Genomic DNA, 24,264 nt, shown 5'->3' with positions numbered 1-24,264 from the left:
CACCATGCAAGACCCCCTCAATGTGGGCGATCTGCTCAAGCACAGCCCACTGTTCCTGGACTTCGACAACGATGACATTGCCTTGCTCGCGCGCGACAGCCACGCAGTGCGCGTGTCGCGGCACGACTTCGCGTTTCGCCGTGGCGACCACGCCGATGGCTTCTATGTCGTGGTGGTCGGTGCGATCAAACTCGTATTGCCGGGGGCGCACGGCCAATGCAAGGTCATCGAGTTCTTCGGGCCCGGCGAGTGGTTTGGTGAGCCCTTCATGTTTCTGAACCGCCCCCACGCGGCAGATGCGCAAGCCATGGAAGACAGCCTGCTTGTCTGGATCGGTAAGCGCGCCGTCGACGATGCACTCCACGTGCATCCGCGCCTGGCGCGGCAGATGTTGACGGGGCTGTCCACCCGCCTGCACACGCTGATGTGCGACATCGAAACCGTGAACCTGCAAAGCGCCAATGAACGGCTGATCGGGTATTTGCTCTCGCTGCCGCGCAAGTTTGATCGCACGCGGTTTCCATGCAGCAAGAGTCTGGTCGCGTCCAAGCTTGGGCTGGCACCGGCCACGCTTTCCCGCACGCTGCGACAGTTGATTCGCGACGGGTTGATCCGCGTGGAAGGCCGCGAGGTCGTGATCCAAAACACCACGGCGTTGCAGCGTCAGCTCATCGCGGGATAACAGTAGAAGCTCGACGCAGGTCAATCGCCTGCGGTGTCGAGCCGATGCTTGAGCGTGTTGACGGCATCATCCACCAGCGCGGCGGCAGCACTCAATTCATCGTCGCTGCAATCAGCGTGATAACGCTTCTTGGCGCCGCACTGGTTGAGCACGAGGTGAACGTCCGGTGCCACGCCCGCCGTTGCCAGACAGGCCTTGACGCACGCCAGTGCACAACCGTCGAGCGCGAGAATAGGCCGCCCGCTGCGTGCTGTCTTGACGAGCGCGCGAACCCCGCCGCCGACACCGCTGATGCAAGACATCTCTGCCCTGCCTGCACGGTCCAAATCCACGGCCAGGCGGTTTGCCGCTTGCGCCACGCTCGAACAACCCGAGCAGGCATAGACGAGGGGCAACGCGCGTGATGACATGGCGCCCCTCTCCCTACCGCGATTGCCAGCGTGCAAGCCACGCCGGGCGGGCGGCCGCATCGAGCCAGTTCTTGACGATCAGCCCAAGCTCCGTGTCGCCCGCAATCTTGAGGCGGCGCTGGAAGAACAGCGTGTCCGCGTCGGCAGTGCCGCGAATGAGCGCAACGAAATCGCCCATGCCTGCACGCAACTCCAGCTCAGGTTCGGAGCTTGACGCAGAAAACATGTGGAACGCTCCACCGCGACAGCAAAAACAGGCGCGCAAGCCCAGGTCCTCCACGGTGATGGCAAAGCGCCGCCCGTCCAACTCCGGTGGCGGCGTCAGCCAAGACAGACGGCGGGCCAGATCGAGCCCCATCACAAAGGGGAACGATGTGAGCGGCACCGGTAGGCTGCGCGCCATGCGAACGAAGACTTCGGGTGGGCGCAGGCGCGTCATTGCGGCATCTCCAGCCATTCGATACCGGACTGCCCATGCCAGTAGCCATTGCAGCGCCCAATGCCCTCCGGCGGCAGCACGTCCCGCACAGGCAGGCCCAGGCGCAGGGCATCCAGTGCTGCCACGGCGTCCAGCGTGCCTCGCGATTGCGGGCTGACACGCAACACCTTCACACCCAGCGCAGACAGCGCGGGCGCCTGATCGAGAATGTCGAGGCATTGCCCTGATTGCGTCTGGATACCGTTGATGGCGAGAAACTCCTGCCCTTCGCGCGTGCGCACCGCTAGGCCATCGGGATGCTCGATGCAGCGGAATCCGCAGTCGTCCTTGTTGAGGCGAAAGTGCCGCGCCGTAAAGCAGCGTGCGGAAAATGCCAGCGGCAAGCGTCCCCACACCATCGCTTCGATCCCCAACTCGGCCGGCTTCTCGCGCATCAGGTCGGCCAGAGTGGCCTGGCTCATCTCCAGCGGCATGACCGCACGCACCGCGCCCAGCCCAGCCAGCCACGCCAGGGTCGCGCCGTGATACGCGTTGCAATGCGGCCCGGCAACGAATGGCCGACCGTTCAGCAACCGCACGGCGCCAAGCTCGCCGGCTTCGACCATCCAGACGTCCTGCTGACACTGCTTGCGCAACGCCTGCGCCTCGGCACTGGTTTCGATGAGCGTGCGCGTCGACAGCACAACCGACTTGCCAGCCTCGCGCAGCATGGCGGCGATATCGAGCCAGTCGTCCGCGCGCAATTCGTGGCGGCGGCTGCAAACCGTCTCGCCCACATAGACGATGTCGACAGGGCTAGCGGCCACTTCTGCGTAAAAGTCGAACGTCTGTAGCCGCGGCCAGTAGTACAGCAGCGGACCAAGCGAAATTTCGTAGGACATGATGTGCCTTCTATTTCCAGGGCCGATCAAACGCACCTTGCGTGACGTGCGCGCCTTCTGCGTGGCGCACGAGTGCGGCCTGCCAATCGGGCTTGACCGAGAAGCGCGCCGGGTCCGCCTGTGCAGCATCCAATGCGGCGCGCAATGTGGCCACCACCTGCGCAACGTACGCCGGACTGCGCTGGCGCCCCTCGATCTTGATCGCCGACACACCCATGGCGAGCAGCCTGGGCAACAGACTGAGCGCATTGAGGCTCGTGGGTTCTTCGAGCGCGTGATCGACCTCACCGTCGACGAGAAAGCGCCCCTTGCACAGCGTCGGATATCCAGCCGGTTCGCCGGGTGCGTATTGGTCGATCATGATGTTGTTCAGGCGTGCATCCAGGTTGCCGTCGCGCTCCACCCAGCGCACCGCATGCGCGGGCGAACACACGCCCTTGTTATTGGGAGAATCGCCCGTGGCATACGACGACAGCAGGCAACGACCTTCAGCCATCACGCATAGGCTGCCAAAGCCGAACACCTCGATCTGCGCCGAGGTCTGCTGGATTACACGTTCGACTTCGGTCAAGGTCAGCACGCGTGGCAGGACGGCGCGGTGGATGCCGAACTGCTCACGCATCAGCTCGATGGCATCGGCATGCGTTGCCGAACCCTGCACGGATAGATGCAGCCGAAGGTTGGGATAGCGCTCGCATGCATAGGCCATCAGCCCGGGGTCGGCCAGGATCACGGCATCGGCGCCCAGCATGTAGGCAGCATCGATTGCCATGCGCCACTCGATGGCACGGCCAGGCTGCGGAAACGTGTTGATGGCAAACAGCACCTGGCGCCCTTTCCGATGCGCAAATTCGACGCCGGCGCGGATGTCGCTCTCGGTAAAGTTCAGGCCGGCGAAGTTGCGCGCGTTGGTCGCATTCTTCAAGCCGAGGTAGACGGAGTCGGCCCCGGCTTCCACCGCGGCCTTGAGCGCGGCCAGGCTGCCGGCGGGCGCCACGAGTTCAATGGGGGAAGCGTTCTGTGTCATGGCGGCCAGTCTGCGACTTGTCCGCCAATGTGGTTTTGCGTTCCGTCAAGCGGGCGCAAACGCTCGCGAGACACGGCGAAACGTCAGCAGCGCCCGGCACAGCATTGCACCCAGCCACACGTGCGCCAGCGCGAACAGCAGGCCCGCGACAACCGCCATCCGCTCAGGCTGCAGCGGCACCAGCAACAACGCCAACAATACGAGCAGCAGCAGGCGTGCATGCCAATGCTGTTGCCGCTCACCGATCAACGTTTGCATGGCCGGCAGCCGCACATGCCGCGGCACCCGCCTGCGCAGGTGCATCCAGATCATGAACGGGATGATCTTGCCAAGCATCGCATTGACAGGCAGCACCCCACCGCCCACGACGGCCAGCGCGCCGATCTCCCACGTGATGGGCCAGTCTGACGGCAGCCAGGATGCGGTCAGCCCCAGCATGGCAACGACCAGCCAGGCGACGGCAGCGGCCAGCCACAACCGCCAGCCCGGATCGTGCCGGCGACGCGCGCTGCACACTGCACGCACGCCCACCAGCGCTGCCAGGGCGAGCCATCCCCATGTCTGCCAGAACACCGCGCCACCCACACCGCTGCATAGACTGCCAACGGCCAGTGGCGCCCACAGCCACCACGGCATCAGCCGATGCCAAGGCTCAGGTAGACGCCGCGTCTGCCAGAACATCGGCAACACCGTCGACGCCACGCCCGCGACCAACGTTGCCAGCCAGCCGCCGAGGCCCCAACCGACATGCAGGTTCAACAGCACGGGCGATGGCGCAAACCATCCGCTAGCCAATGCCGTGCCAAGCGTTGCGCCGCTCGCCAGCGTGACCAACAAGGGCCAACCGATGCGGCGCAGTGTCCGCACCGTCGCATGCGTTGCGCGTGTCTGCCCCACGCGCATGCCAGCAAGGATGATCAACGCAGCAGGGACCGCCAACAGCGGCGCACCCAACCAAGCAGCCAGCACGAACGCGCGATGGTCCGCGCCCAGGAAACCCGTTGCAAGCGCAGATGCCGTTGCCACGCATGAGAGCGCAACCCAAGGCGACACCCATTTCGCGCCGCGCACAGGCACACCGGCCACCACGGGAAGCAATTGAAATAGCGCACCAAGCATCGCCGGCAACAACATGCCGACGACCAAGGCGTGAACCAGCGCGAGCGACAGCGGAGCAAATCGGTCAGGCAAACCCGCAGACGGGCCCAGCGCCAGCAGGAGACCGGCCGCCGCGCCCACCCACGGCACTGGCAGCAGGCAGCCGAACACCACGCCGGCAGGCGGCATGCGTTCGTAGAACAGCGTGGGGGCGGTTGGCATCGGGTCGGCTGAAGATCTGTCCAGCCGACCACGTTAGCGCAGCGGCCTCTGCATGCGCTTGATGTGCGTTAAGCGTCAGCGCGGTGTGAATCCAATGGAGCGCCGCTCGCGCAGTTCCGGCTTGATGGAATGCTCCTGCCGCAATTGTGCGAGGAAGGCCTCGGGTTCAAGCGTCTCGCCCAGCAGCACAGACTGCTGCTTGACCACCGCAAAATCACCCGGCGTGAGCATGTCCAGCGACGCCAACATCTCGCGCCACACAGGCTTGAGTGCCTCCGCCTTGCCCCCCAGCGCCTCGGCAATGAACATCTGCTCGCGCTGCGCACGCACCAGCGGCTTGAAGCGGATCTTGAATGCAAACCGCCGCAGCGCCGCCTCGTCAATCCGATCAAACAAATTGGTCGTGCAGATGAAGATGCCGTCAAAGCGCTCCATGCCCTGCAGCATCTCGTTGACTTCCGACACCTCGTAATTGCGCACTGCGCCCTGGCGGCTCTGCATGAAGCTGTCCGCCTCGTCGAGCAAGAGCAGTGCGCGTTCCTCTTCGGCACGCGAGAACATCGCCGCGATCTGCTGCTCGGTTTCGCCGACGTACTTGCTCATCAAGTCGGACGCGCGGCGAATCAGCAACGGCATGTCGAGCTGCGCCGCGATATGCTCGGCCAGCACCGTCTTGCCCGTACCCGGCGGCCCATAGAAACACAATGTGCCGCGTCGCCGCGCGCGCAGCGCCTCGATGATGCGCTCGACGGAAAACCGTGTCTCAAGGTTCAGATAGTCCAGCTTGTATTCGGTCACGACGCGGTGCGCTTGCACCTCCGGTCGCAAGCCCATCGCCTGATCGGCGTGGTCGAGCTGACGCTCGATCAGGGATTCGGCAGGCTCTTCCATTGCCGGCTGCGTCAGGCGCGCAAAGCGTGCGGCAGAATCGATCTGCGCGGGCGTGAGGGTCTTACGCGCCGCCAGCTTGGCCATGAAAGCGTCCGACACCTCCAGCCCTTCCAGATGCTTGCGGATGATGCTCTCGCGCACCGTCGGCGGCGGCACCTTCAACTCAAGATGGAACTGGAAGCGGCGCAGGTACGCCGGGTCAATCTGACGAATGGAATTCGACACCCAGATCACCGGCACCGGGTTCTGCTCCAGCGTCTGGTTCACCCACGCCTTGCCGTTGACGGAGCCACGCGGCTCCTCATGGCCGAAGAGGCTCATCAGCTCGCGCGTCGGGCCGGGGAAGACGTCCTCCACCTCGTCGAACAGCAGCACCGCGCCGGGCCGCCCGCGCAGGAACGCCTGCGACACCTGCAGCGAGCGATAGCGGTCTTTGCCCGTGAGGCTGTTGCCGTCCTTGTCGAGGCAATCCACCTCGTACAGTTCGCAACCAGCGTCGCGCGCCAGCACGCGGGCCAGTTCCGTCTTACCAGTGCCAGGCGCGCCATACAGCAGGATGTTCACGCCGGCCGCGCGCTGCTGCGAGGCGTTCTCCAACAGCGCCGTGAGGTAGCGCGCATCGGTTTCCACATGCGGATAGTCGGACTGCGACAGCGTGGTCGACGGCGCGGGGCGCGTGAAGACGGCCATCATGTCGGCCTCGCAGGCGTAGTCGCCCAGCAGCACGTGCAGGAGGCGGTCGGAGATACGCATCAGATCGCCCAGGTCGGTGACGCTGTTTTCGGGCAGCGGCGGCTCGATCAGCCCCAGCGTCTCCAGCCGCGAACCTGGCCGCAATGACGCAGCAACTTCGGCCGTGCTGGCTCCCGCCAGGCTCGCGAGCAACTGAAACGCTTCCTGGCTGTGCGCGACCTTGCAGTCGACCATCACCGCGCGCAGGTCGCGCTTGTACTTCACCAGGGACGCAAACAGCAGCAGCGCGCGTTCGTGCGGCGGCAGGCCCAGCACACGGGCCAGCATGTCGATGTTGCCGACCAGCAGGACACGCTCGCTGGCGAGCCGCTCGCCCAGCGCATCGCACGACGCGCCGAACACCGTGAACATGTCCTTGGCGTGATGCTTGACGTACTCGTCCAGGTAATAGAACAGCGAGCTTTCATCGAAGGCGCTGCTCCACTGGCCGTGGCGGTCCATGAAGGTGGGCAGGTCAAGCTTGCCGACCGCGCGCCAGCCGGGCATGTCGGCGCAGCGCGCAGACAAAAAGCGCTGCAGGCGCTGGATGACCGTGACGGGCCAGATCAGCTCCGGCGCGCAAACGGTGAGGATGTCGTTGATATTGGTGCGCAGGTTGAAGCGCAGTCCCATCGTGCAGACCGTGCGCAACGCAAACTGTGCGCACATGGAATCGAGCGAGGACAACAGCAGCGCCTGCGGCTGCCTGCCGCCCGTGGGGACGAACGTGCCATCGTCGTCAGCGTCGTCCATGTTGAGGTTGGCTTCATCCATGGTCGCCCCCTTCTTCCCCGTTTCACGGTTGGCCGGCCGGTCACCGTGTTTGAATGCTTTTCATCCTAGCGCGTTTGCGCACACAGCGTACCCCGGGAGGACCCGTGTCTTTGCAAGTTGCGAGCCAACCGCGCCCGGAATCGCCAACCGCCTGCACAGGCAGTTTCATGCCATCAGTCGTCTGGACGTGATTTGTACCCCACGAAAGACAGGCAATTTTCACGCAAATAGGAATCATTATCGTTTATACTTCACCTATCGACACAATAGGCTGAACGCTAACCGTGCTCGGTTGTCGCAACACTGTTGCAGTTGCGGGCCTACAATACCTATCACGCTGGCGGCGACCCCGCCGGCTTCAACGCTAGGCGCCATGGAATTGCTCCTGAGTCTGCTCATCAGCATTGGGATTTCACTGATCGTCTTCGGCAAGCGCTGACGCTGCGCCGCTTTCGTTGGTCATCCCACCACCATCGCATCGCATTCCTTTTTCTGCTTTCGATTCCCGGTCGTTGATGATTCACCCTCGTACTCTCAAGATTCTCGTGGTCGTGCTGTTGATGCACGCGGGCGTGCTGATGCTGATTCAGCTTGGCCTGATCGCACCGCGCCCGACTGTCGAAGAACCGCTGGAAATCCAGGCGCACATCATTCCGGCCGCGCCTGAGCCGATCAGGCAGCCGGAGCCGCCCAAGCAGCAGCCCGTCAAGGAAGAGGCGCCCAAGCCTGTCAACATCGTCAGACCGGTCGCGCAACCCAAGCCCGCGCCGATGCCGACGCCCACGCTCCCGCCATCGGACAACGCCCCCGTGGTGCCCGCCGCACCGCCCGCGCCGCCGGCACCGGCCCCTGAACAAGCGCCCGCGCCGGCCCCCGTTTCGTCCGGTCCGATCAGCGTCGGCATCAACGACATCCAGTGCAGCGAGCCGCCGCTCGTCTATCCCAGCATGTCGCAGAAAATGGGCGAGGAAGGCCGCGCCATGGTCAAGATTTCCATCGGCACGGCCGGTGAGGTCACCAATGTTGCGGTCACGTCGTCGTCCGGCTCGCCTCGCCTGGACCGCGCCGCCACCGATGCCGCGCGCGCCATCAAGTGCAGCCCCTACAAGCAGAACGGCCGCGCCGTGCCCGTGGTGGCCAGCAAGCCGTTCGTCTTCAAGCTCGATAACTAATTCGATTCCGCCTCTCGCTTAGCCTCTCGCTCAATTCAGGACATTCATCATGCAGGAACTCGGCCTTTCCCACCTCTGGACCCAAGGCGACATCGTCACCCGCGCCACGGCGATTCTGCTGCTCATCATGTCGCTCGCCTCGTGGATCGTCATCTTCACCAAGGCGTGGGACATCGTGCGTCTGAAGTCGATGGCACAAGGCGCTGAAAAGCGTTTCTGGCACTCGGACGATTTCGATCACGCCATACAGACGCTCGGCTCGCCCAAGGACAACCCGTTCCACGCGCTCGCTCAAACGGGCCGGGAAGCCGCGCAGCACCACCGCGCCAGCCAGCCGCAGTTGCATGATGTGATGGACATCTCCGACTGGATCACGCGCTCGCTCAAGAGCGCCATCGATGAGGCCGTGGGGCAAATGCAATCGGGCCTGGCCGTGCTGGCATCGGTCGGCTCGACCGCACCGTTCGTCGGTCTGTTCGGTACGGTGTGGGGCATCTATCACGCCCTGCTCGGGATCGGCGCCGTCGGCGTGCCCACCATCGACAAAGTCGCCGGCCCCGTGGGTGAGTCACTCATCATGACGGCCTTCGGTCTGGCCGTGGCCATTCCGGCGGTGCTGGGCTACAACGCGCTCACGCGCGGCAACAAGGCCATCATCGCCAAGCTCAACCGGTTCGCGCACGACCTGCACGCCTATTTCGTGACGGGCGCGCGTCTGCGCCCAGGCGCCTCGCGTGATGACGCCGGCGTGCGCCTGACTGCGGTCAAGCAGCAGTAAGGAGAGACCATGTCCTTCGGATCTTTCGACAACGATGACGAGGTGATGAGCGAGATCAACATGACGCCGCTGGTCGACGTCATGCTGGTGCTGCTGATCATCTTCATCATCACCATTCCGGTGATCAACCACGCGGTCAAGATTGACCTGCCGCGCGCGTCCAACAAACCCGACGACGCCAAGCCGCAAAGCGTGAACGTCGAGATCAACGCGGACGGCCAGGTGTTCTGGAACAACCAGCCGGTCGACGAGGCCACGCTGCAAGCCGACATCGCCCAGGCCGCGCAGCAGCAGCCGCAACCGGAAATGCATCTGCGCGCTGACCGCAACGTGCGCTACGAGCGTGTGGCGCAGGTGATGGCTTCCATCCAGCGCGGTGGCCTCTCGCGCATCGGCTTTGTCACGGAGCCACAGCACTAACGCCACACACACCTCGTAGCCCTGGTCGCCCGTTCTCGTACGGTTTTTTTCGCACCAGCGCATCCAGACTCACAGCACCTCCACGCAACCGGGCTACGCGCCCGGTTTTGTTTTTCGGGCCGAACCTGCACGTCGTCAGATCACACTTGTAATGATAACGATTCTCATTTAATCTACCTGGCATTCGCTGGAGGCACTCTGCCAGCCAACACCTCAGCCCATGTTTCCCGCCCGCCAGGACATCGCCATGAATGCTGCCGAACACCAAGACGCAGGACGTACTGTGACCCGTCGCCGCCACGTCATCGTGGCGCGCAAGCGCCCCGCCGGCCTGGATGCCGCGCCCGCAACGTCGTCTGCGTCGACAGCATCCGACGCCGCTTCGGATGCCGCCGCCACCATCGGCGACACGCGCGTGATGGCGTCCGAACAACTCTTTGCCGGTCAGAACGCCTTAGCCATCCGCCACAACGGCGCGATCTACACGCTGCGCGTGACGCGCTTCGGCAAGCTGATCCTGACCAAGTAACACCGCAGCACGCACCGGCTTTTGTGGGGACGTCTCTCTCAGGAGACTTTCGGCCGTAGCCAGCCATCGTCATTTCGCATTGGCAAACGAGGGCTTGCTACCCGATGAAACGCGCGCGTTCATTGGTGAGCGGCGGCTTCTGTCTGCCAGACAACAGCCAGCCAAGTCGCTCTTTTCTTCGACCGTGTGCCCAAAGCAAAAAGGGCGCGACCTCCGCCGCGCCCTCCCTGTTTTGATTCTTTTTGCGTGACTGCGTATCAGCAGATCACGTTCACCGCGGCAATACCCGCCTTGGCGATCACGACATCTTCCGTCGACTTCACGCCAGACACACCCACCGCGCCGGCACAGACGCCCTCTACCATCACCGGCACGCCGCCCTCAAGCATCCCTTGCAGATGCGGCGCCGACAGGAACGAGATGCGACCGTTGTTGATGATGTCTTCGTAGATCTTCGACTCGCGACGGCCCAGCGCTGCCGTACGCGCCTTTTCCGGGGCGATGTACGCCGAGATGGTGGCGCAGCCGTCCATGCGGCGCAGACCCATCAGATGGCCGCCATCGTCCACCACGGCAATCGTCACGTTCCATTGGTGCGCGCGCGCTTCTTTCTCGGCAGCGTCCAGGATTTTGGTGACATCGTCCTGGCACAGGCACGGTTTCGTTTTCATGGCGTTCTCCTTGGTGGTTGTAATGAAAAGGCGCAAGGGCTGCGTAAAGCCCGTATCAGGCAAAAGTATGCCATCGGTAACGACCGCTTCCATCGCATGATCCTGCACCAAAGACGCAAAAGAGCCGATACATTCCTGCTTTGCAGTATCGTTGAGTATCGTTCCGCCTGCGTGGTACGCCAGCGTTGGCTGCGCCCCAGCGCAGCCAACCTTAACCCGCGGCGTGCGTCAGAAAGATGCGCAAAGAAAAAGCCCGGGTATCGCCCGGGCTTGATGTTGCGATGCGGCAGCGATTCTGCCGCCGACCCTTTACGGTTGACGGTCCGAGCAGGCGCCGTCCGTATATGGATCGGCACGCCCCATCTTGGCGCCGTCGGTATAGGGGTCTGTGCGGCTTACCTTGGCACCGTCGGTATAGGGATCGGCGCGGCTCACCTTGTGGGCGGGCTGATACGGATCGATCGAGCCGGCGTGCGCGACCGCCGCGCTCAGCGCCAGCGTCAAGCCGCTTGCGGCTGCAACCAGGGTGCGCGTTGCAAAGCGTTGCGTGGTGATTTGCATGAGGACTCCTTCGGTCATGACACTGCGAACATGACGTGCACCGCTGCGGCACACGTGTCCACGTTGTTCACGCGGACGTCATAGCGACCAGGTAAGCGAGCCACCAGTTCTGCACCGCGGTGCTTTGTCACGGGGCTGGTTGCGCGCGTACCCGTCATCCAGACAGACGCAGATGCCGTGCCACGGCGTATACGTACCGCCAAAGAAAAAAGCTCCCGAAGGAGCCTTTCTCTTGGCCGGCATGCCGCTTACCGCCAGTGGCCCCAGTGACGGCCGTCGTACCAGCGATAGCGCGGTCCCCAACGGTACCAGCCAGCGCCCACCACAATCGGCGCCGGGCCATAAGCGGGCGGACCGTAATACACGGGCGCCGGGGCGTAGTACACCGGGGGTGGGGGCGGCGCGTAATAAACCGGCGGCGGCGGTGGGTAATACACCGGCGCGGGTGCCACATACACAGGCGCCACCGGCACGCCAAACCCAATGCCGACGCTCACGTGCGCCGACGCCATCTGCGGCACGGCCAGCACTGCCAGTGCGGCTGCGCCTGCAATCCACAGCACATTGCGTCGAATCATCGTCATCACCTGCTGCATGAGCGCCGGGCGAGTCCATAGCCGGCGCGGAATACGGTATCTGTATTGTATTCAGAGCCACTGACACAGGTGATACGGCGCTGGCGATTTCGTAACAGAACGTAACGCCACATCGCACGCAAGCGTCCCCGCCTCTAGCCCACGGCGGAACTGCAGTCGAACTGGCCCGAGGCGATCATCGCTTCGGCATACGCTCGCGCGGCTTCCAGAGCGCTGGCGGCACTCCGATATGTGTTCGCCGATTCGCGCACCGTTGTACGGGCTAACAGGGTCTCACCGTTGCTGGCGCGAAGGATGCTCACTTCGGCGCGCCACGCTTGCGGCGAGAGTTCATAGGCAGATACCTCGATTTTGCAGTCGTCTCGGAACGTCATATGTCCTCCGGGTCGTATTGGATAGGCCCAGCCCCGTGTCAATGCACGAAGAGCCAGATCACCAGCAACACAAGCGCGGGAACACCCAAGAGCCACGCAACGAGATAGGACATGACAACCTCCCACATGTTGATAGGCATGCAGGAAGTGTAGAAAAGCGCGCACGGACGGAGTATCGACCTCCGTCCGTGCCGTTTTGTAGGACTGTGCCGAAATGACTGTCGGCCCACGCCGACGCATCTCACCCGTATAGAGGAGCCTCAGCGTGCGGTGCCGTTCCTGGCGGCAACGTCACTTGGGGTCAGGATTCGGCCCGCACCCGCATCCTCGGCCGCCTCTGCAGCAGCGACTTCCAGACCGACCGATGCCTTGAAGAAGTTCACGGCAGCCTCGGCGCCAGGAGGCGCGGCGTCCACAAGGTTTTCTGCGACGAAGACCCATTGGCGGCGCACTTCGTCACCGTGGCGCTGCAATGCGCGAGCAATCCCGTTCTGCGTCTCGACGCCGATTTCAACAAAATTGCGCGTGTAGCCGGAGACGCGTTCGCCGGACGGTTGCAGATAGCGGGCTTGTGCGTTCCACCATTCGCCTGCGTCCTGCGCACCGGTGGCGTCGTGCAGGCAGTGTTCAGTCTCGTCAAGGCCGGCCTTGATGGCCTGCAAATTGAGCCCGATCAGGCGGTTGACGCCGTTCACCGCCTCTTCGGTGACAGCCATCCAGGTTTCAAGCTGTGATCGTTGCAGAACGCCAAGTTGCTCCAGAGTCATCATGTCGGTTACTCCCTCTGAGATCGGTGAACACGTCCAGCATATGCCGGGCGTTTCAGTGTAGCCGGGCGCGATGCCGATTTCCCTGACATCACCCGTTTGTCCTACAGGCGTTTCGGACACCCTCGCCAGCGGCACCAGCCATGTGCGCGTTAGAGTGAACCGCATCCTTCACCAGACCACGGAGTCACGATGAAACGTCTCACCGCTGCCTTGATCGCTGCCGCTTCCATTGCCACCGCGCCGCTGGCCTTCGCGCAAGTCGCTGGCCACGCCCCGCTAGGTGTATCCGTTACCGAACTCGATGCCGTCATCAAGGGCGTGAGTGTGAAGAAGCAGGTGCTCGGCAAGGCTGTCTATAACGAGGCCAACGAGAAGATCGGCAATGTGCAGGACTTGATCGTGGCACCGGAGAACGCCGTCTCGTTCGCTATCGTCGGCGCGGGCGGCTTTGTTGGCGTGGGCCGTCATGACGTGGCCATTCCTGTGAATCAGTTCCACTATGACCAGGGGAGGATCGTGTTGCCCAGCGCTACCAAGGACGCCATCAAGGCACTACCGGAGTTCAAGTACGAGCGTCAGCCAAAGCCTGCCAAGGCCTGATCACCGGCGGGAACTTTGTCTTCCCAAGGCGCGCTGAAGGTGTGGGAATCGGCTGACAAACCTTTCAGGCAACCTGACCTGCACATACCGGCATGCATGACCTTGAATGCAGGTACACAGACGACAAAAGGAGTTTGTTATGCGTGCCTTCGTATCCTTGATTCTGGCGGCCGCATTGGCATCCGTCAGCGGATGCGCGGACATGACGCCAAAGCAGCGCAATACCGCGCTAGGCGCAGCCGCAGGTGGTGTCGCCGGGGCGGCCATCTGGGGCGGTCCGGGCGCCACGCTGGGTGGTGCCGCACTGGGTGGCGTGGTCGGTAACGCCGTCACCAAGTAACCCCCAAGCGCGCAGCGATGCGCGTGCTGCAAGCTCGGGCCAGGCCATTGTTTGCCTGGCCCTTTTTGTTGCCTGAGAGCGGCGCTATACGACTGCACATTCCCCTCATACGCATATGCGAATGCCGGCGCATAATCGGCGTTTTGCAACGGAGGCAATGTGCGATACGAGCAAGAGGGTTTTGGCGTGGGCAGCACACCGATCCTGAGCGTCGAAGGCCTGCGCAAACGTTACGGCGAACAGACTGTCGTCGACAACCTCAGCTTCAGCGTTCGGCGCGGCCAGTGCTTCGGCCTGCTGGGCCCCAACGGCGCCGGCAAGACCACCACGCTGCGCATGCTGCTCGGCATGACGATGCCCGATGCGGGTAGCCTGAGACTGTGCGACGAGCCTGTCCCGGAAGCCGCACATCGTGCACGCATGCGCGTGGGCGTGGTGCCGCAGTTCGACAATCTCGATCCAGACTTCTCCGTCTCCGAAAACCTGCGCATCTTCGGTCGCTACTTTGGCCTGTCTTCCGCGACCATCCGCGAGCGCATCCCCACCTTGCTGGAGTTCGCGCGTCTCGAACAGAAAGCCGATGCTCCTGTACGCGCCCTCTCGGGCGGCATGAAACGGCGGCTGACGGTAGCGCGCGCCCTGATCAACGATCCCGACATCCTCGTCATGGACGAGCCCACCACGGGGCTCGACCCGCAGGCTCGACACCTGATCTGGGAACGCCTGCGCTCACTGCTCGCCGCCGGCAAGACCATCCTGCTGACCACGCATTTCATGGAAGAAGCCGAGCGCCTGTGCGATGAACTTTGCGTGATCGACAACGGCCGCAAGATCGCGCAAGGCAAGCCGCAAGACCTCATCGCACGCGAAATCGGCTGCGACGTTGTTGAGGTCTACGGCGACGATCTCAACGCCCTTCGCACGCTGCTCACGCCGCTGGCCGACCGCGTGGAAATCAGCGGCGAGACGCTCTTCTGCTACGCACGCGATCCGCAGCCGCTGGTGGCTGCGCTGCGCACACGGGCAGAAACGCACACCATGCCCGGCCTGCGCTATCTGCACCGCCCGGCCAATCTCGAAGATGTGTTCCTGCGCCTGACTGGCCGCGAAATGCGCGACTGAGAGAACCATCCATGTCCACTGAAACCGCACTCACTTCAACGCTGCAGCGGGCCTTTCCGCAGCCGCTGCTGCCGCTCAACTTCCGCAACTGGCAGTACGTCTGGCTCCGCAACTTCATGGTGTGGCGCAAGCTGGCCATTCCGTCGATGGCCGGCAACCTCGCCGACCCGATGATCTATCTGTTCGGGCTCGGGCTCGGCCTTGGCCTGCTGGTCGGGCGCGTCGACGGCGTGTCGTACATCGCATTCCTGGCGGCCGGCACGGTGGCGTCCAGCACAATGATGTCGGCGAGCTTCGAAGCGATGTATTCCGCGTTCTCGCGCATGCACGTGCAACGTACATGGGAGGCGATCCTGTACGCACCGCTCAGCCTGGGCGACGTGGTCCTTGGTGAGCTGTTCTGGGCCGCCAGCAAGTCGGTGCTCTCGGGCCTGGCGATCATGCTGGTCGCGGGTGCACTCGGCTATGCGTCGATGCCGCAGGCACTGCTGGCCCTGCCCGTCATCGTCTTGACCGGCTTCACCTTTGCCTGCCTGGCGATGAACATGACGGCGCTTGCGCCCAACTACGACTTCTTCATGTTCTACCAGACGCTGGTGATCACGCCGATGATGCTGCTCTCGGGCGTGTTCTTCCCGCTGTCGCAACTGCCGGCGCCCGTGCGCGCGGCGACGAGCGTACTGCCATTGCCGCACGCGGTGGATCTGATCCGCCCGCTCATGCTGGGCCGCACGCCCGAGAACATCCTGCTGCACCTGGGCGTACTGCTGCTGTACGCGGTTGCCGCGCTGCTCTCGTGTCTCTGGCTGCTGCGCCGTCGCATGCTCAAGTAGCGCGATCCCGATGTCCAACAAAAAAGCCCGTCGCGATGACGGGCTTTTCTTTTACAGCGCTCGAGAATTACTCGTTCACGGCGGAGCGCTGCAGATGCAGTTGCGTGCGCGGATCATCGTTCTGCGCGTTCTCACGATCCGCCTTGGCCGAATTGTTACGCGCGGCCTCCAGGCGATCGAGGTACGCCTCGTCAATGTCGCCCGTCACGTACTTGCCGTCAAAGCATGACGCATCGAAATCCTTCAGTGCCGGATTGACATCGCGCACCGCGCGCTTCATGTCCTCCACATCCTGGTACACAAGCTGGTCTGCGCCGATAATCTTGGCAATCTCCTCGTGCGTGCGGCCATAAGCCACCAGTTCGCCGCGCGTCGGCATGTCGATACCGTACACGTTGGGGAACTTCACCGGCGGCGCGGCCGAAGCGAAGATCACCTTCTTGGCACCGGCATCGCGTGCCATCTGCACGATCTCCGACGACGTCGTGCCGCGCACGATGGAGTCATCGACGATCAGCACGTTCTTGTCCTTGAACTCGATTGCCATGGCGTTGAGCTTCTGGCGCACAGATTTCTTGCGTACCGCCTGACCCGGCATGATGAAGGTGCGGCCCACGTAGCGGTTCTTGAAGAAACCTTCGCGATACGGCACGCCCAGGTGGTTAGCCACCTGCATGGCAGCTGGGCGGGACGAATCCGGAATCGGCATCACCACGTCGATCCTGTCGGTCACCTCGCGCTTGATCTTCTCAGCCAGGTAGTCGCCCATGCGCAGTCGCGCGTCGTACACCGACACACCATCCATGCGGGAGTCCGGACGGGCGAGGTACACGTATTCGAAAATGCATGGCGAAAGTACCGGGTTCGCAGCGCATTGCTTGGTGTGCAGCTTGCCCTCAAGGTCAATGAAGATGGCTTCGCCGGGGGCCACATCGCGCTCGAACTTGAAGCCGATGCCTTCCAGCGCCACCGACTCCGAAGCAACCATATATTCGATGCCGCCATCCGGCGTTTCCTGGGTGCCCAGCGCGAGCGGGCGGATGCCGAACGGATCGCGCACAGCCAGCACGCCGTAGCCCGAGATCTCGGCAGCGATGGCATACGAACCACGCACGCGGCGATGCAGGCCTTCTACCGCGGTGAAGATGGAATCGCGATTCAGCGGAATGTCGTTGCTGGCGCGTTGCAGCTCGTCGGCCAGCACATTGAGCAGCACTTCGGAATCAGACTGCGTGTTGATGTGGCGGCGATCGCGCCGGAACATCTCGTCGCGCAGTTGATCCGAGTTCGTCAGGTTGCCGTTGTGTGCCAACACGATGCCGAACGGCGCGTTGACATAGAACGGTTGGGCCTCCTCTTCGCTGGAGGAACCTGCAGTCGGATAGCGCACTTGACCGATGCCGCTCGTACCCGGCAGGCCGCGCATATTGCGCGTGCGGAACACGTCACGCACCATGCCGTTGGCCTTGTGCATGTGGAACGTGCTGCCTGATGCGGTGGCAATGCCCGCAGCGTCTTGCCCGCGGTGTTGCAGGAGCAACAGACTGTCGTAGATCAGCTGATTGACGGGCGTGGCTGAGACCACCCCAACGATACCGCACATGTCGAACTCCAGCGAGAACGTATTTGGTGGCGCCCACACCCGTTGCGGGCGCCGAAAAAGCTTCCCGGATCGCCTAGCTTGTGGCCAGGCGCTCCAGATCAATAGTGAACATACTTAGCGACATCTGGGGGCAACAAGGGCTTGGCCGCCTGTGCTGCCTGCTCCGCATAGGGTCGCGTAATCGCATCGTGCCAGAACGGTTGCTCAGGCAGGCTGGTGAAGCCGGCCACCGTCATCAACACGAGGATGATCACGCCTCCGCGCGCCAACCCGAACACCATACCCAGACCGCGATCCGCCGGCTTGAGCCCCGCGCTCGCCAGCGCCGCCGAAAGCAGTGCCCCCACCAGCGAAGTCGCAATCACCGTCACGATAAACAGTAGGACGAAACCGAGAATGGTGCGTGCGACCGGTCCACCGGGCAGCGATTCCGGCATCCAGCCCGCCGCCACACCGGAAAACGTGTACGCCACCCATGCGGCAAACAGCCACCCGAGCAGCGCCAGCACCTCACGGATCAGCCCGCGAAACAACCCAATCAGCGCCGACGTGACGATGATGAACAGCACACCGTAGTCAAAGAACGTCGGTTGCATCGGGCTGCGGCTTGGATTGACTGTGGCGGAATGCAGCGTGAACCGTCAGCAAATCCGACGAGCGCGCTGGGTACACGGTCGGCCGCATCGTCATTGCTGCACGAGTTTAGGCGTCAGGCCAATCTGCTCGGCACGCTCCTGCGCCGCTTCCGCCGATGCACGATCGTTGAACGGGCCTGCACGCAGCAAGGCGAGATCGCCCTTTTCAGGCACCTTCTTGTGTTCGATGTAACCCGGAATCTTCTCGCTCTTGAGCTTGCCCAGCCAATTTCGGGCACGGTCTTCGGAAGCAAAGGCGCCGATCAGCAGGATGAACTTGCCGCCATTGGCATCGGTGCTCGTTGCAGCCGCTTGCTGTGCAGGCTGGGCAGCCGGTTGCGCAGGTTTCGTTGCGGGCTTGGATTCAGCGGGTGGCGTCAGACTGGCGACAGGCTTGGGCGGTGTCGCCGGCTTGACTGCGGCCGGCGCGCTCTGAGCTGCTGGCGGCGCATCGTTGCTCGCGACCACCTCTTCGCCCTGGTCAAGCGCCTGCGCCTGATCCGTCGACGAAACCGCAGGACGCGACGCAGAACGCCGGCTGGCGACCTTCGGCTCATCGGTGGAGGCCTTGGCGCCACGATCGACCGGCTGATCCTGGATCTGCACGGCCACGGCATCGGTCACGGGGCGCGGCTTGGCGTCAAACACGAGGGGCAGCACGATCACAGCGGCGCCAACCAGCACCACCGCGCCGATCAGGCGGCGGCGAGCGCGTTGTTTTTGCGGGAGTTCGGGGTCAAGGCCGTCGTCATCATCGTCGGTTCGACGGGAAGCGCGGCTGCGAGCATTCGACGATGCGCGCGAACCACGCACCGCATCGCGAGCCACATCGGCAGCGCTGCCGGCGGCTGCGCCGCGTGTGCGTTCGCCTTCAGCGTTCTTGCGGGAGGAAAAGATGGAAAACAGTCCCATGAGGGCCCCGGTTTTAGTGCGCGCGACTCTTGCGCTCCGCCAGCACGCCGGCAACGGTGTAGAACGATCCGAAGACCACAATTCTATCATCCTCGGTCGCCCGCTCCATGGCGTTGCGATAGGCTGTGGCGGGATCGCTGAATGTGCTCATGCTCGATTCCTTGCCTGCCCGGAAACCGGCTTCGGTGAGCGCCTGCGCCAAGCTGGAGGCGCTCGCGGCACGCGGCGTCGGCAAATCGGTCAGGCACCAGTGGTCGACCTTGTCGAGCATGTGCGCGAGCACACCGGCGATATCTTTGTCCTGCATCGCACCGAACACCGCGTAGGTGTAACGGTAGAAGCCCATGTTCTCGAGATTCTGGCCCAGCGCCGCCGACGCGTGCGGGTTGTGTGCGACGTCCAGGATGACGGACGGACGGCCCGGCAGAACCTGGAAGCGCCCCGGCAGTACCACCTGCGACAGGCCCAGACGCACGTCCTGCGCCGAGATCGGCAACCGATCGCGCACCGATTCCAGCGCAGCCAGCGCGGCCGATGCGTTCAGCAGTTGGTTCGCCCCGCGCAATGCGGGATAGCCCAGGCTCGGCCAACGGCGGCCGCGGCCGCTAAAGCCCCACTGCTGCTTGTCGCCCTGGAAGTTGAAATCGCGGCCGATCAGCCAGAGATCTGCGCCAATGGCTTCAGCGTGCTTCACCAGCGAGATTGGCGGCACCGGGTCAGAGCAGATCGCCGGCTTGCCTGCGCGGAAGATGCCGGCCTTCTCGAAGCCGATCGCCTCGCGGGTATCGCCCAGGTAAGCCATGTGATCGAGATCGACGCTGGTGATGATGGCGCAATCGGTATCGACGATGTTGACCGCATCCAGCCGGCCGCCGAGCCCGACCTCCAGGATCACAGCATCAAGGCCTGCATTGGCGAACAGATGCATGATCGCCAATGTGGTGAATTCGAAGTACGTCAGGCTGACGGGCTCGGGAAAGCTGCAGCGCGCACGCTCCACTGCCTCGAAGTGCGGCAGCAACATGGCGTCGGTGGCGATCTCGCCATTCACGCGAGCACGCTCGTTGAAGTCGATCAGGTGCGGTGATGTATGGCAGCCAACCTTATAGCCCGCGGCCAGCAGGATCGCCTCCAGCATCGCGCAGGTCGAGCCCTTGCCATTGGTGCCGCCCACCGTGAAGACGACGGACTTGAATTCCAGCCCGAGCGCATCGCGCACGCGACTGATGCGGGCCAAGCCCATGTCGATGCCGACCGGGTGTGCGGTTTCCAGGTGTGCCAGCCAGTTGGGCAGCGTGTCGAATGTAGGCATGCGAAGTATGTGGCGCGGCTTCAGGGAAACGGGCCGCGCAAAAACAAGAAGCGCGGACTCTCGCCCGCGCTTCGGTTCAACAGATGTGCCGCATCAGGCCAGTGCGTCTGCCGGCTGCTTCTGCAGGAGCGCCAGAAGCTCGGCGATCTCGCGGCGCATGTTGCGGCGGTCGACAATCATGTCGATGGCCCCCTTCTGCAGCAGGAACTCGGCGCGCTGGAAGCCTTCCGGCAGCTTCTCGCGCACGGTCTGCTCAATCACACGCGGGCCGGCAAAGCCAATCAGGGCCTTCGGCTCGGCAATCACCACGTCGCCCATGAAGGCGAAGCTGGCGGACACGCCGCCCATGGTTGGATCGGTCAGCACGCTGATGAACGGCAGCTTGGCTTCCGCCAGCTTCTGGATCATCGACGTCGTCTTGGCCATCTGCATGAGCGACAGCAGGCTTTCCTGCATGCGCGCACCGCCAGTGGCCGACACGCAGATGAACGGCACCTTTTGCTCCAGGGCCATCTGCGCGCCGCGCGTGAAGCGCTCGCCCACCACGGAGCCCATCGAGCCACCCATGAATTCGAACTCGAAGCAGGCCACGACCACGGGCAGCGCGTGAATGGCGCCGCCCATCACAACCATGGCGTCGGTTTCACCCGTGTCGTCCATCGCCGCCTTGATGCGGTCGGGGTATTTCTTCGTGTCCTTGAACTTCAGCGCATCGACCGGGACGATCTCCTGGCCCAGTTCATATCGGCCTTCGGCGTCCAGCAGCGCGTCCAGACGGGCACGCGCGCCAATGCGCATGTGATGATCGCACTTCGGGCAGACGTGCAGATTGGCTTCGACGTCGGTCCGATACAGCACCGACTCGCAAGCCGGGCATTTGACCCACAGGCCTTCGGGAATGCCCTTGCGCTGCGACGGGTCGGTCTGTTGGATCTTGGGCGGCAGCAGTTTGTCCAGCCAGCTCATGCGTGCTCCTTGAATGCAGTTTCGCCGAGATCAGGCGTCGAGCGCCTGGCGAATCTCCGCGATGAAATCAGTCAAGTATTGTACCGCTTGTTCGCGAGGTGCTTCTTCAAGCAATTGCACAATGCGGGATCCGATCACCACCGCATCCGCCACACCGCTGATCGCACGTGCCGTTGCCGCATCACGGATACCGAAACCGACACCTACCGGCAGCCGCGCGTGCTGGCGGATTTGCGGGATCCGTGCAGCCACCGCATCCAGGTCGATGGTGGCCGCGCCAGTCACGCCTTTGAGCGACACGTAGTAGATGTAGCCGCTCGCCACACGGGCGATCTGCGCGATGCGTGCTTCGGTGGACGTGGGCGCCAGCAGGAAGATCGGATCGATACCGGCGGCGCGCATGATCTTGGCAAAGGCCTCGCATTCTTCGGGCGGGTAGTCGACCACGAGCACGCCGTCCACGCCCGCTTCGGATGCAGCCTTGGCAAAGGCATCAACGCCCATGCGCTCGATCGGATTGGCGTAACCCATGAGCACCACGGGCGTCGTCAAATCGGTGGCGCGGAATGCGCGCACATATTCGAGCACCGTGCGCAGGCCCACCTTCTTGGCCAATGCACGCTCGGACGCACGTTGGATCACCGGGCCATCGGCCATCGGGTCCGAGAACGGCACGCCGAGTTCGATGACGTTGGAGCCGCCCTTGACCAGCGCGTGCATCAGGTCGACCGTCATCTCGGGGTACGGATCGCCGGCCGTGATGAACGGAATCAGGCCCTTGCGGCCCTGCGCAGACAGTTGTGAGAAGGTTTGAGCGATGCGGGACATAGGAGGATCAGGTTTCAGGCGACCTTGATGGTCTCAGGCGCCTGCGATTCAATCGGTTGGGCGTTGGCGGCAGCGGCGGCATGCACAGCGGCCACGCGTTCACGTGCCACGCGGCAATAGTCGGCGTTGATCTCGAAGCCGGCGAAGCGGCGGCCAAGCCTTGCACACGCGGCCGCCGTGGTGCCGCTGCCCAGAAACGGGTCCAGCACGAGGCCGCCCGGCGGGCAGCTTGCCAGGATCATGCGTTCGACCAGCTCCAGCGGTTTCTGCGTCGGATGCTCGGCGCGCTCCGGGTCTTGCCGGTGCAGGCGCGACACGCTCCACACGTCCTTCGGGTTGTAGCCGACTTCCAGCCACTTCTTGCCCTCGAAACGCTTGCGGCTGCGCGCCTTCTTTGTTTCGGCGTCGTACGGAATGCGCACGGCGTCGACATCGAAGTAGTAATCGCGTGAAGCGGCAAAAAAACCGATGTTGTCGTGCACCGACGAGAACTTGCGCGTGCTGCCGCCCATGCTGGGGACGCGGCGGTCCCAGATGATCTCGTTGACCATCGTGAGGCGTCGCTTGAGCATCACGAACAGTTCCGGCGCGTATTGCCACGTGCAGAACAGGTAGAGCGATCCGTTGCGCGCCAGCTTCGGCCGCACCGCATCGATCCAGCGTTCGGACCAGGCAAGGTAAGCATCGCCCGACAGCTTGTCGGAGTCGTTGCCGTAATCCTTGCCCAGCCCGTACGGCGGATCGGCGATGACGAGGTCCACACTGCCGTCGGCCAGATGCTCGACCCCGGTAATGCAGTCCTCGTTGAAGATGCCGTCGATGGCGCGCTCGGTCATGCGGGTGCCAGTGCCGTTAGAGTTGGATGCCGGAGAGTTCAGCGACAGTATGCATATCCTTGTCGCCTCGGCCCGAGAGGTTCACCAGCAGGATCTTGTCCTTGGGCAGTGTCGGCGCCAGCTTGCACGCATACGCCAGCGCATGGCTCGATTCCAGCGCCGGGATGATGCCCTCCATGCGGCACAGGTCATGGAAGGATTGCAGCGCTTCCTTGTCGGTAATGCCGACGTATTCCGCGCGCTGCACATCCTTCAACCAGGCGTGTTCTGGACCGACGCCCGGATAGTCCAGCCCCGCCGAAATCGAATGCGTCTCGATGATCTGGCCGTCCTCATCCTGCAGCAGATAGGTGCGGTTACCGTGCAGCACGCCCGGTGAGCCACCCATGAGCGACGCGGCATGGCGGCCGGTCTCGATGCCCTCGCCCGCTGCTTCCACGCCGATCAGCTTGACGTCGGCATGGTCGATGTACGGGTAAAAGATGCCCATGGCGTTGGAGCCGCCGCCCACGCAGGCGATGACGGCGTCCGGCTGGCGTCCGGTCATCTCGGGCATCTGCACCTTGCATTCCTCGCCGATCACGGCCTGGAAGTCGCGCACCATCATCGGATACGGGTGCGGGCCCGCCACCGTGCCGATGATGTAGAAGGTGTCGGCCACGTTGGTCACCCAGTCGCGCATCGCTTCGTTCAGCGCGTCCTTGAGCGTGCGCGAGCCCGACTCCACGGGCACCACGGTCGCGCCCAGCAGCTTCATGCGGTAGACGTTGGCGGCCTGGCGGCGCACGTCTTCGCTGCCCATGTAGACGACGCACTCCATGCCGTAACGCGCCGCGATCGTGGCGGTGGCCACGCCGTGCTGACCGGCCCCCGTTTCCGCAATCACGCGTGGCTTGCCCATGCGGCGTGCCAGCAGCGCCTGGCCAATCACGTTGTTCACCTTGTGCGCGCCGGTGTGGTTCAGGTCTTCGCGCTTGAGGTAGATCTGCGCGCCGCCGCAGTGTTCGGTCAGGCGGCGTGCGTGATAGATGGGCGACGGACGGCCGACGAAGTGCTTCAGCTCGTATTCGTATTCCTTGATGAACTCGGGATCGTGCTGGTAGCGCGCATAGGCGTCGCGCAATTCATCCAGCGCGTGGGACAGCGTTTCCGCAACGAAGGTGCCGCCGTAGGGGCCAAAATGGCCGTGGGCGTCGGGCAGGTTGTACATGGCAATCTCTCGAGGCGTCCGCCGAGGTCAGGATGGAAGA

28 protein-coding genes are annotated in these 24,264 nt (G+C 63.5%); 9 read left to right on the top strand and 19 right to left on the bottom strand.

What is annotated here, in order from left to right; genetic code table 11:
* Window positions 1–4 precede the first annotated feature (4 nt).
* The gene (locus CFE42_RS20495; RefSeq protein WP_004634365.1) at window positions 5–682 is read left to right on the top strand and encodes a Crp/Fnr family transcriptional regulator; all 678 of its coding nucleotides are present in this window, start codon (window positions 5–7) and stop codon (window positions 680–682) included.
* Between the two features lie 20 nt (window positions 683–702).
* Here CFE42_RS20495 and CFE42_RS20490 read toward each other — a convergent pair whose 3' ends face one another.
* The 6 genes from CFE42_RS20490 to CFE42_RS20465 all read right to left on the bottom strand — a co-directional run bounded on the left by CFE42_RS20490 (window position 703) and on the right by CFE42_RS20465 (window position 7,156).
* Window positions 703–1,092, bottom strand: coding sequence for a putative zinc-binding protein (locus tag CFE42_RS20490; RefSeq protein ID WP_004634366.1), 390 nt, complete (start codon window positions 1,090–1,092; stop codon window positions 703–705).
* A 13-nt stretch (window positions 1,093–1,105) separates the two neighbouring features.
* On the bottom strand, window positions 1,106–1,531 hold the full coding sequence (locus CFE42_RS20485) for an SCP2 sterol-binding domain-containing protein (RefSeq protein WP_004634367.1): 426 nt from the start codon (window positions 1,529–1,531) through the stop codon (window positions 1,106–1,108).
* Complete coding sequence (locus CFE42_RS20480) at window positions 1,528–2,412, bottom strand: U32 family peptidase (protein WP_004634369.1); 885 nt, start codon at window positions 2,410–2,412, stop codon at window positions 1,528–1,530. The genes CFE42_RS20485 and CFE42_RS20480 overlap by 4 nt, the downstream gene beginning before the upstream one ends.
* Before the next feature lie 10 nt (window positions 2,413–2,422).
* Complete coding sequence (locus CFE42_RS20475) at window positions 2,423–3,439, bottom strand: peptidase U32 family protein (protein ID WP_004634371.1); 1,017 nt, start codon at window positions 3,437–3,439, stop codon at window positions 2,423–2,425.
* Window positions 3,440–3,484: 45 nt separating this feature from the next.
* The gene (locus tag CFE42_RS20470; protein ID WP_004634373.1) at window positions 3,485–4,759 is read right to left on the bottom strand and encodes a hypothetical protein; all 1,275 of its coding nucleotides are present in this window, start codon (window positions 4,757–4,759) and stop codon (window positions 3,485–3,487) included.
* Window positions 4,760–4,834: 75 nt separating this feature from the next.
* Window positions 4,835–7,156 (bottom strand): ATP-binding protein, encoded by a 2,322-nt coding sequence (locus tag CFE42_RS20465; RefSeq protein WP_004634374.1) that lies wholly within the window; start codon window positions 7,154–7,156, stop codon window positions 4,835–4,837.
* 515 nt (window positions 7,157–7,671) lie between these two features.
* On the opposite strand from CFE42_RS20465, the gene CFE42_RS20460 reads away from it, so the two are divergent.
* The 4 genes from CFE42_RS20460 (at window position 7,672) to hemP (ending at window position 10,055) form a co-directional block, all read left to right on the top strand.
* Window positions 7,672–8,328 carry a TonB family protein gene (locus tag CFE42_RS20460; RefSeq protein ID WP_004634377.1) on the top strand — a complete coding sequence of 219 codons (657 nt, stop codon included), beginning with the start codon at window positions 7,672–7,674 and terminating at the stop codon, window positions 8,326–8,328.
* A gap of 49 nt (window positions 8,329–8,377) precedes the next feature.
* Window positions 8,378–9,106, top strand: a complete 729-nt coding sequence (locus CFE42_RS20455; RefSeq protein WP_004634378.1) for a MotA/TolQ/ExbB proton channel family protein — start codon at window positions 8,378–8,380, stop codon at window positions 9,104–9,106.
* Window positions 9,107–9,115: 9 nt separating this feature from the next.
* Window positions 9,116–9,526, top strand: a complete 411-nt coding sequence (locus CFE42_RS20450) for a biopolymer transporter ExbD (protein WP_004634380.1) — start codon at window positions 9,116–9,118, stop codon at window positions 9,524–9,526.
* A 247-nt stretch (window positions 9,527–9,773) separates the two neighbouring features.
* A complete protein-coding gene (hemP, locus tag CFE42_RS20445) occupies window positions 9,774–10,055 on the top strand; it encodes a hemin uptake protein HemP (protein WP_004634383.1) in 282 nt (93 codons plus the stop codon).
* 257 nt (window positions 10,056–10,312) lie between these two features.
* Here hemP and CFE42_RS20440 read toward each other — a convergent pair whose 3' ends face one another.
* The 5 genes from CFE42_RS20440 to CFE42_RS20420 form a co-directional block, all read right to left on the bottom strand.
* A complete protein-coding gene (locus tag CFE42_RS20440; RefSeq protein WP_024972523.1) occupies window positions 10,313–10,726 on the bottom strand; it encodes a heme-binding protein in 414 nt (137 codons plus the stop codon).
* Window positions 10,727–11,035: 309 nt separating this feature from the next.
* Complete coding sequence (locus CFE42_RS20435) at window positions 11,036–11,287, bottom strand: hypothetical protein (RefSeq protein WP_004634389.1); 252 nt, start codon at window positions 11,285–11,287, stop codon at window positions 11,036–11,038.
* Between the two features lie 248 nt (window positions 11,288–11,535).
* Window positions 11,536–11,871 (bottom strand): hypothetical protein, encoded by a 336-nt coding sequence (locus CFE42_RS20430; protein WP_024542460.1) that lies wholly within the window; start codon window positions 11,869–11,871, stop codon window positions 11,536–11,538.
* Between the two features lie 146 nt (window positions 11,872–12,017).
* Window positions 12,018–12,257 (bottom strand): hypothetical protein, encoded by a 240-nt coding sequence (locus CFE42_RS20425; protein ID WP_004634394.1) that lies wholly within the window; start codon window positions 12,255–12,257, stop codon window positions 12,018–12,020.
* Between the two features lie 260 nt (window positions 12,258–12,517).
* Window positions 12,518–13,027, bottom strand: coding sequence for a phasin family protein (locus CFE42_RS20420; protein ID WP_004634395.1), 510 nt, complete (start codon window positions 13,025–13,027; stop codon window positions 12,518–12,520).
* A 189-nt stretch (window positions 13,028–13,216) separates the two neighbouring features.
* Here CFE42_RS20420 and CFE42_RS20415 point away from each other — a divergent pair, with 189 nt between their 5' ends.
* The 4 genes from CFE42_RS20415 (at window position 13,217) to CFE42_RS20400 (ending at window position 15,922) form a co-directional block, all read left to right on the top strand.
* Window positions 13,217–13,627, top strand: a complete 411-nt coding sequence (locus CFE42_RS20415) for a PRC-barrel domain-containing protein (protein ID WP_004634398.1) — start codon at window positions 13,217–13,219, stop codon at window positions 13,625–13,627.
* 139 nt (window positions 13,628–13,766) lie between these two features.
* Complete coding sequence (locus CFE42_RS20410; RefSeq protein ID WP_004634401.1) at window positions 13,767–13,967, top strand: glycine zipper 2TM domain-containing protein; 201 nt, start codon at window positions 13,767–13,769, stop codon at window positions 13,965–13,967.
* A gap of 159 nt (window positions 13,968–14,126) precedes the next feature.
* Complete coding sequence (nodI, locus tag CFE42_RS20405) at window positions 14,127–15,089, top strand: nodulation factor ABC transporter ATP-binding protein NodI (protein ID WP_004634402.1); 963 nt, start codon at window positions 14,127–14,129, stop codon at window positions 15,087–15,089.
* Window positions 15,090–15,100: 11 nt separating this feature from the next.
* The gene (locus tag CFE42_RS20400) at window positions 15,101–15,922 is read left to right on the top strand and encodes an ABC transporter permease (protein WP_004634403.1); all 822 of its coding nucleotides are present in this window, start codon (window positions 15,101–15,103) and stop codon (window positions 15,920–15,922) included.
* A 67-nt stretch (window positions 15,923–15,989) separates the two neighbouring features.
* On the opposite strand, the gene purF is transcribed toward CFE42_RS20400, so the two are convergent.
* From purF to trpB, 8 genes are all read right to left on the bottom strand, one after another.
* Window positions 15,990–17,525 carry an amidophosphoribosyltransferase gene (gene purF / locus CFE42_RS20395; protein ID WP_004634404.1) on the bottom strand — a complete coding sequence of 512 codons (1,536 nt, stop codon included), beginning with the start codon at window positions 17,523–17,525 and terminating at the stop codon, window positions 15,990–15,992.
* Between the two features lie 98 nt (window positions 17,526–17,623).
* The gene (locus CFE42_RS20390) at window positions 17,624–18,121 is read right to left on the bottom strand and encodes a CvpA family protein (protein ID WP_004634405.1); all 498 of its coding nucleotides are present in this window, start codon (window positions 18,119–18,121) and stop codon (window positions 17,624–17,626) included.
* Window positions 18,122–18,211: 90 nt separating this feature from the next.
* Window positions 18,212–19,072 (bottom strand): SPOR domain-containing protein, encoded by an 861-nt coding sequence (locus tag CFE42_RS20385; protein WP_004634407.1) that lies wholly within the window; start codon window positions 19,070–19,072, stop codon window positions 18,212–18,214.
* A gap of 13 nt (window positions 19,073–19,085) precedes the next feature.
* Window positions 19,086–20,384: a bifunctional tetrahydrofolate synthase/dihydrofolate synthase gene (gene folC, locus CFE42_RS20380; protein ID WP_004634409.1), complete on the bottom strand. Its 1,299-nt coding sequence runs from the start codon at window positions 20,382–20,384 to the stop codon at window positions 19,086–19,088.
* Window positions 20,385–20,477: 93 nt separating this feature from the next.
* Entirely contained in the window at window positions 20,478–21,350 is an 873-nt protein-coding gene (gene accD, locus CFE42_RS20375; RefSeq protein WP_004634411.1) for an acetyl-CoA carboxylase, carboxyltransferase subunit beta, read from the bottom strand.
* 30 nt (window positions 21,351–21,380) lie between these two features.
* Window positions 21,381–22,178, bottom strand: coding sequence for a tryptophan synthase subunit alpha (gene trpA, locus CFE42_RS20370; protein WP_004634414.1), 798 nt, complete (start codon window positions 22,176–22,178; stop codon window positions 21,381–21,383).
* Between the two features lie 14 nt (window positions 22,179–22,192).
* Window positions 22,193–23,014, bottom strand: coding sequence for a site-specific DNA-methyltransferase (locus CFE42_RS20365; protein ID WP_004634416.1), 822 nt, complete (start codon window positions 23,012–23,014; stop codon window positions 22,193–22,195).
* Window positions 23,015–23,030: 16 nt separating this feature from the next.
* Window positions 23,031–24,224: a tryptophan synthase subunit beta gene (gene trpB / locus CFE42_RS20360; protein WP_004634417.1), complete on the bottom strand. Its 1,194-nt coding sequence runs from the start codon at window positions 24,222–24,224 to the stop codon at window positions 23,031–23,033.
* Window positions 24,225–24,264 lie beyond the last annotated feature (40 nt).

This window comes from Ralstonia sp. PBBBR1, assembly GCF_002256165.1.
Taxonomy (GTDB): domain Bacteria; phylum Pseudomonadota; class Gammaproteobacteria; order Burkholderiales; family Burkholderiaceae; genus Ralstonia; species Ralstonia thomasii.
This window is presented reverse-complemented; position numbering and strand designations above follow the sequence as displayed.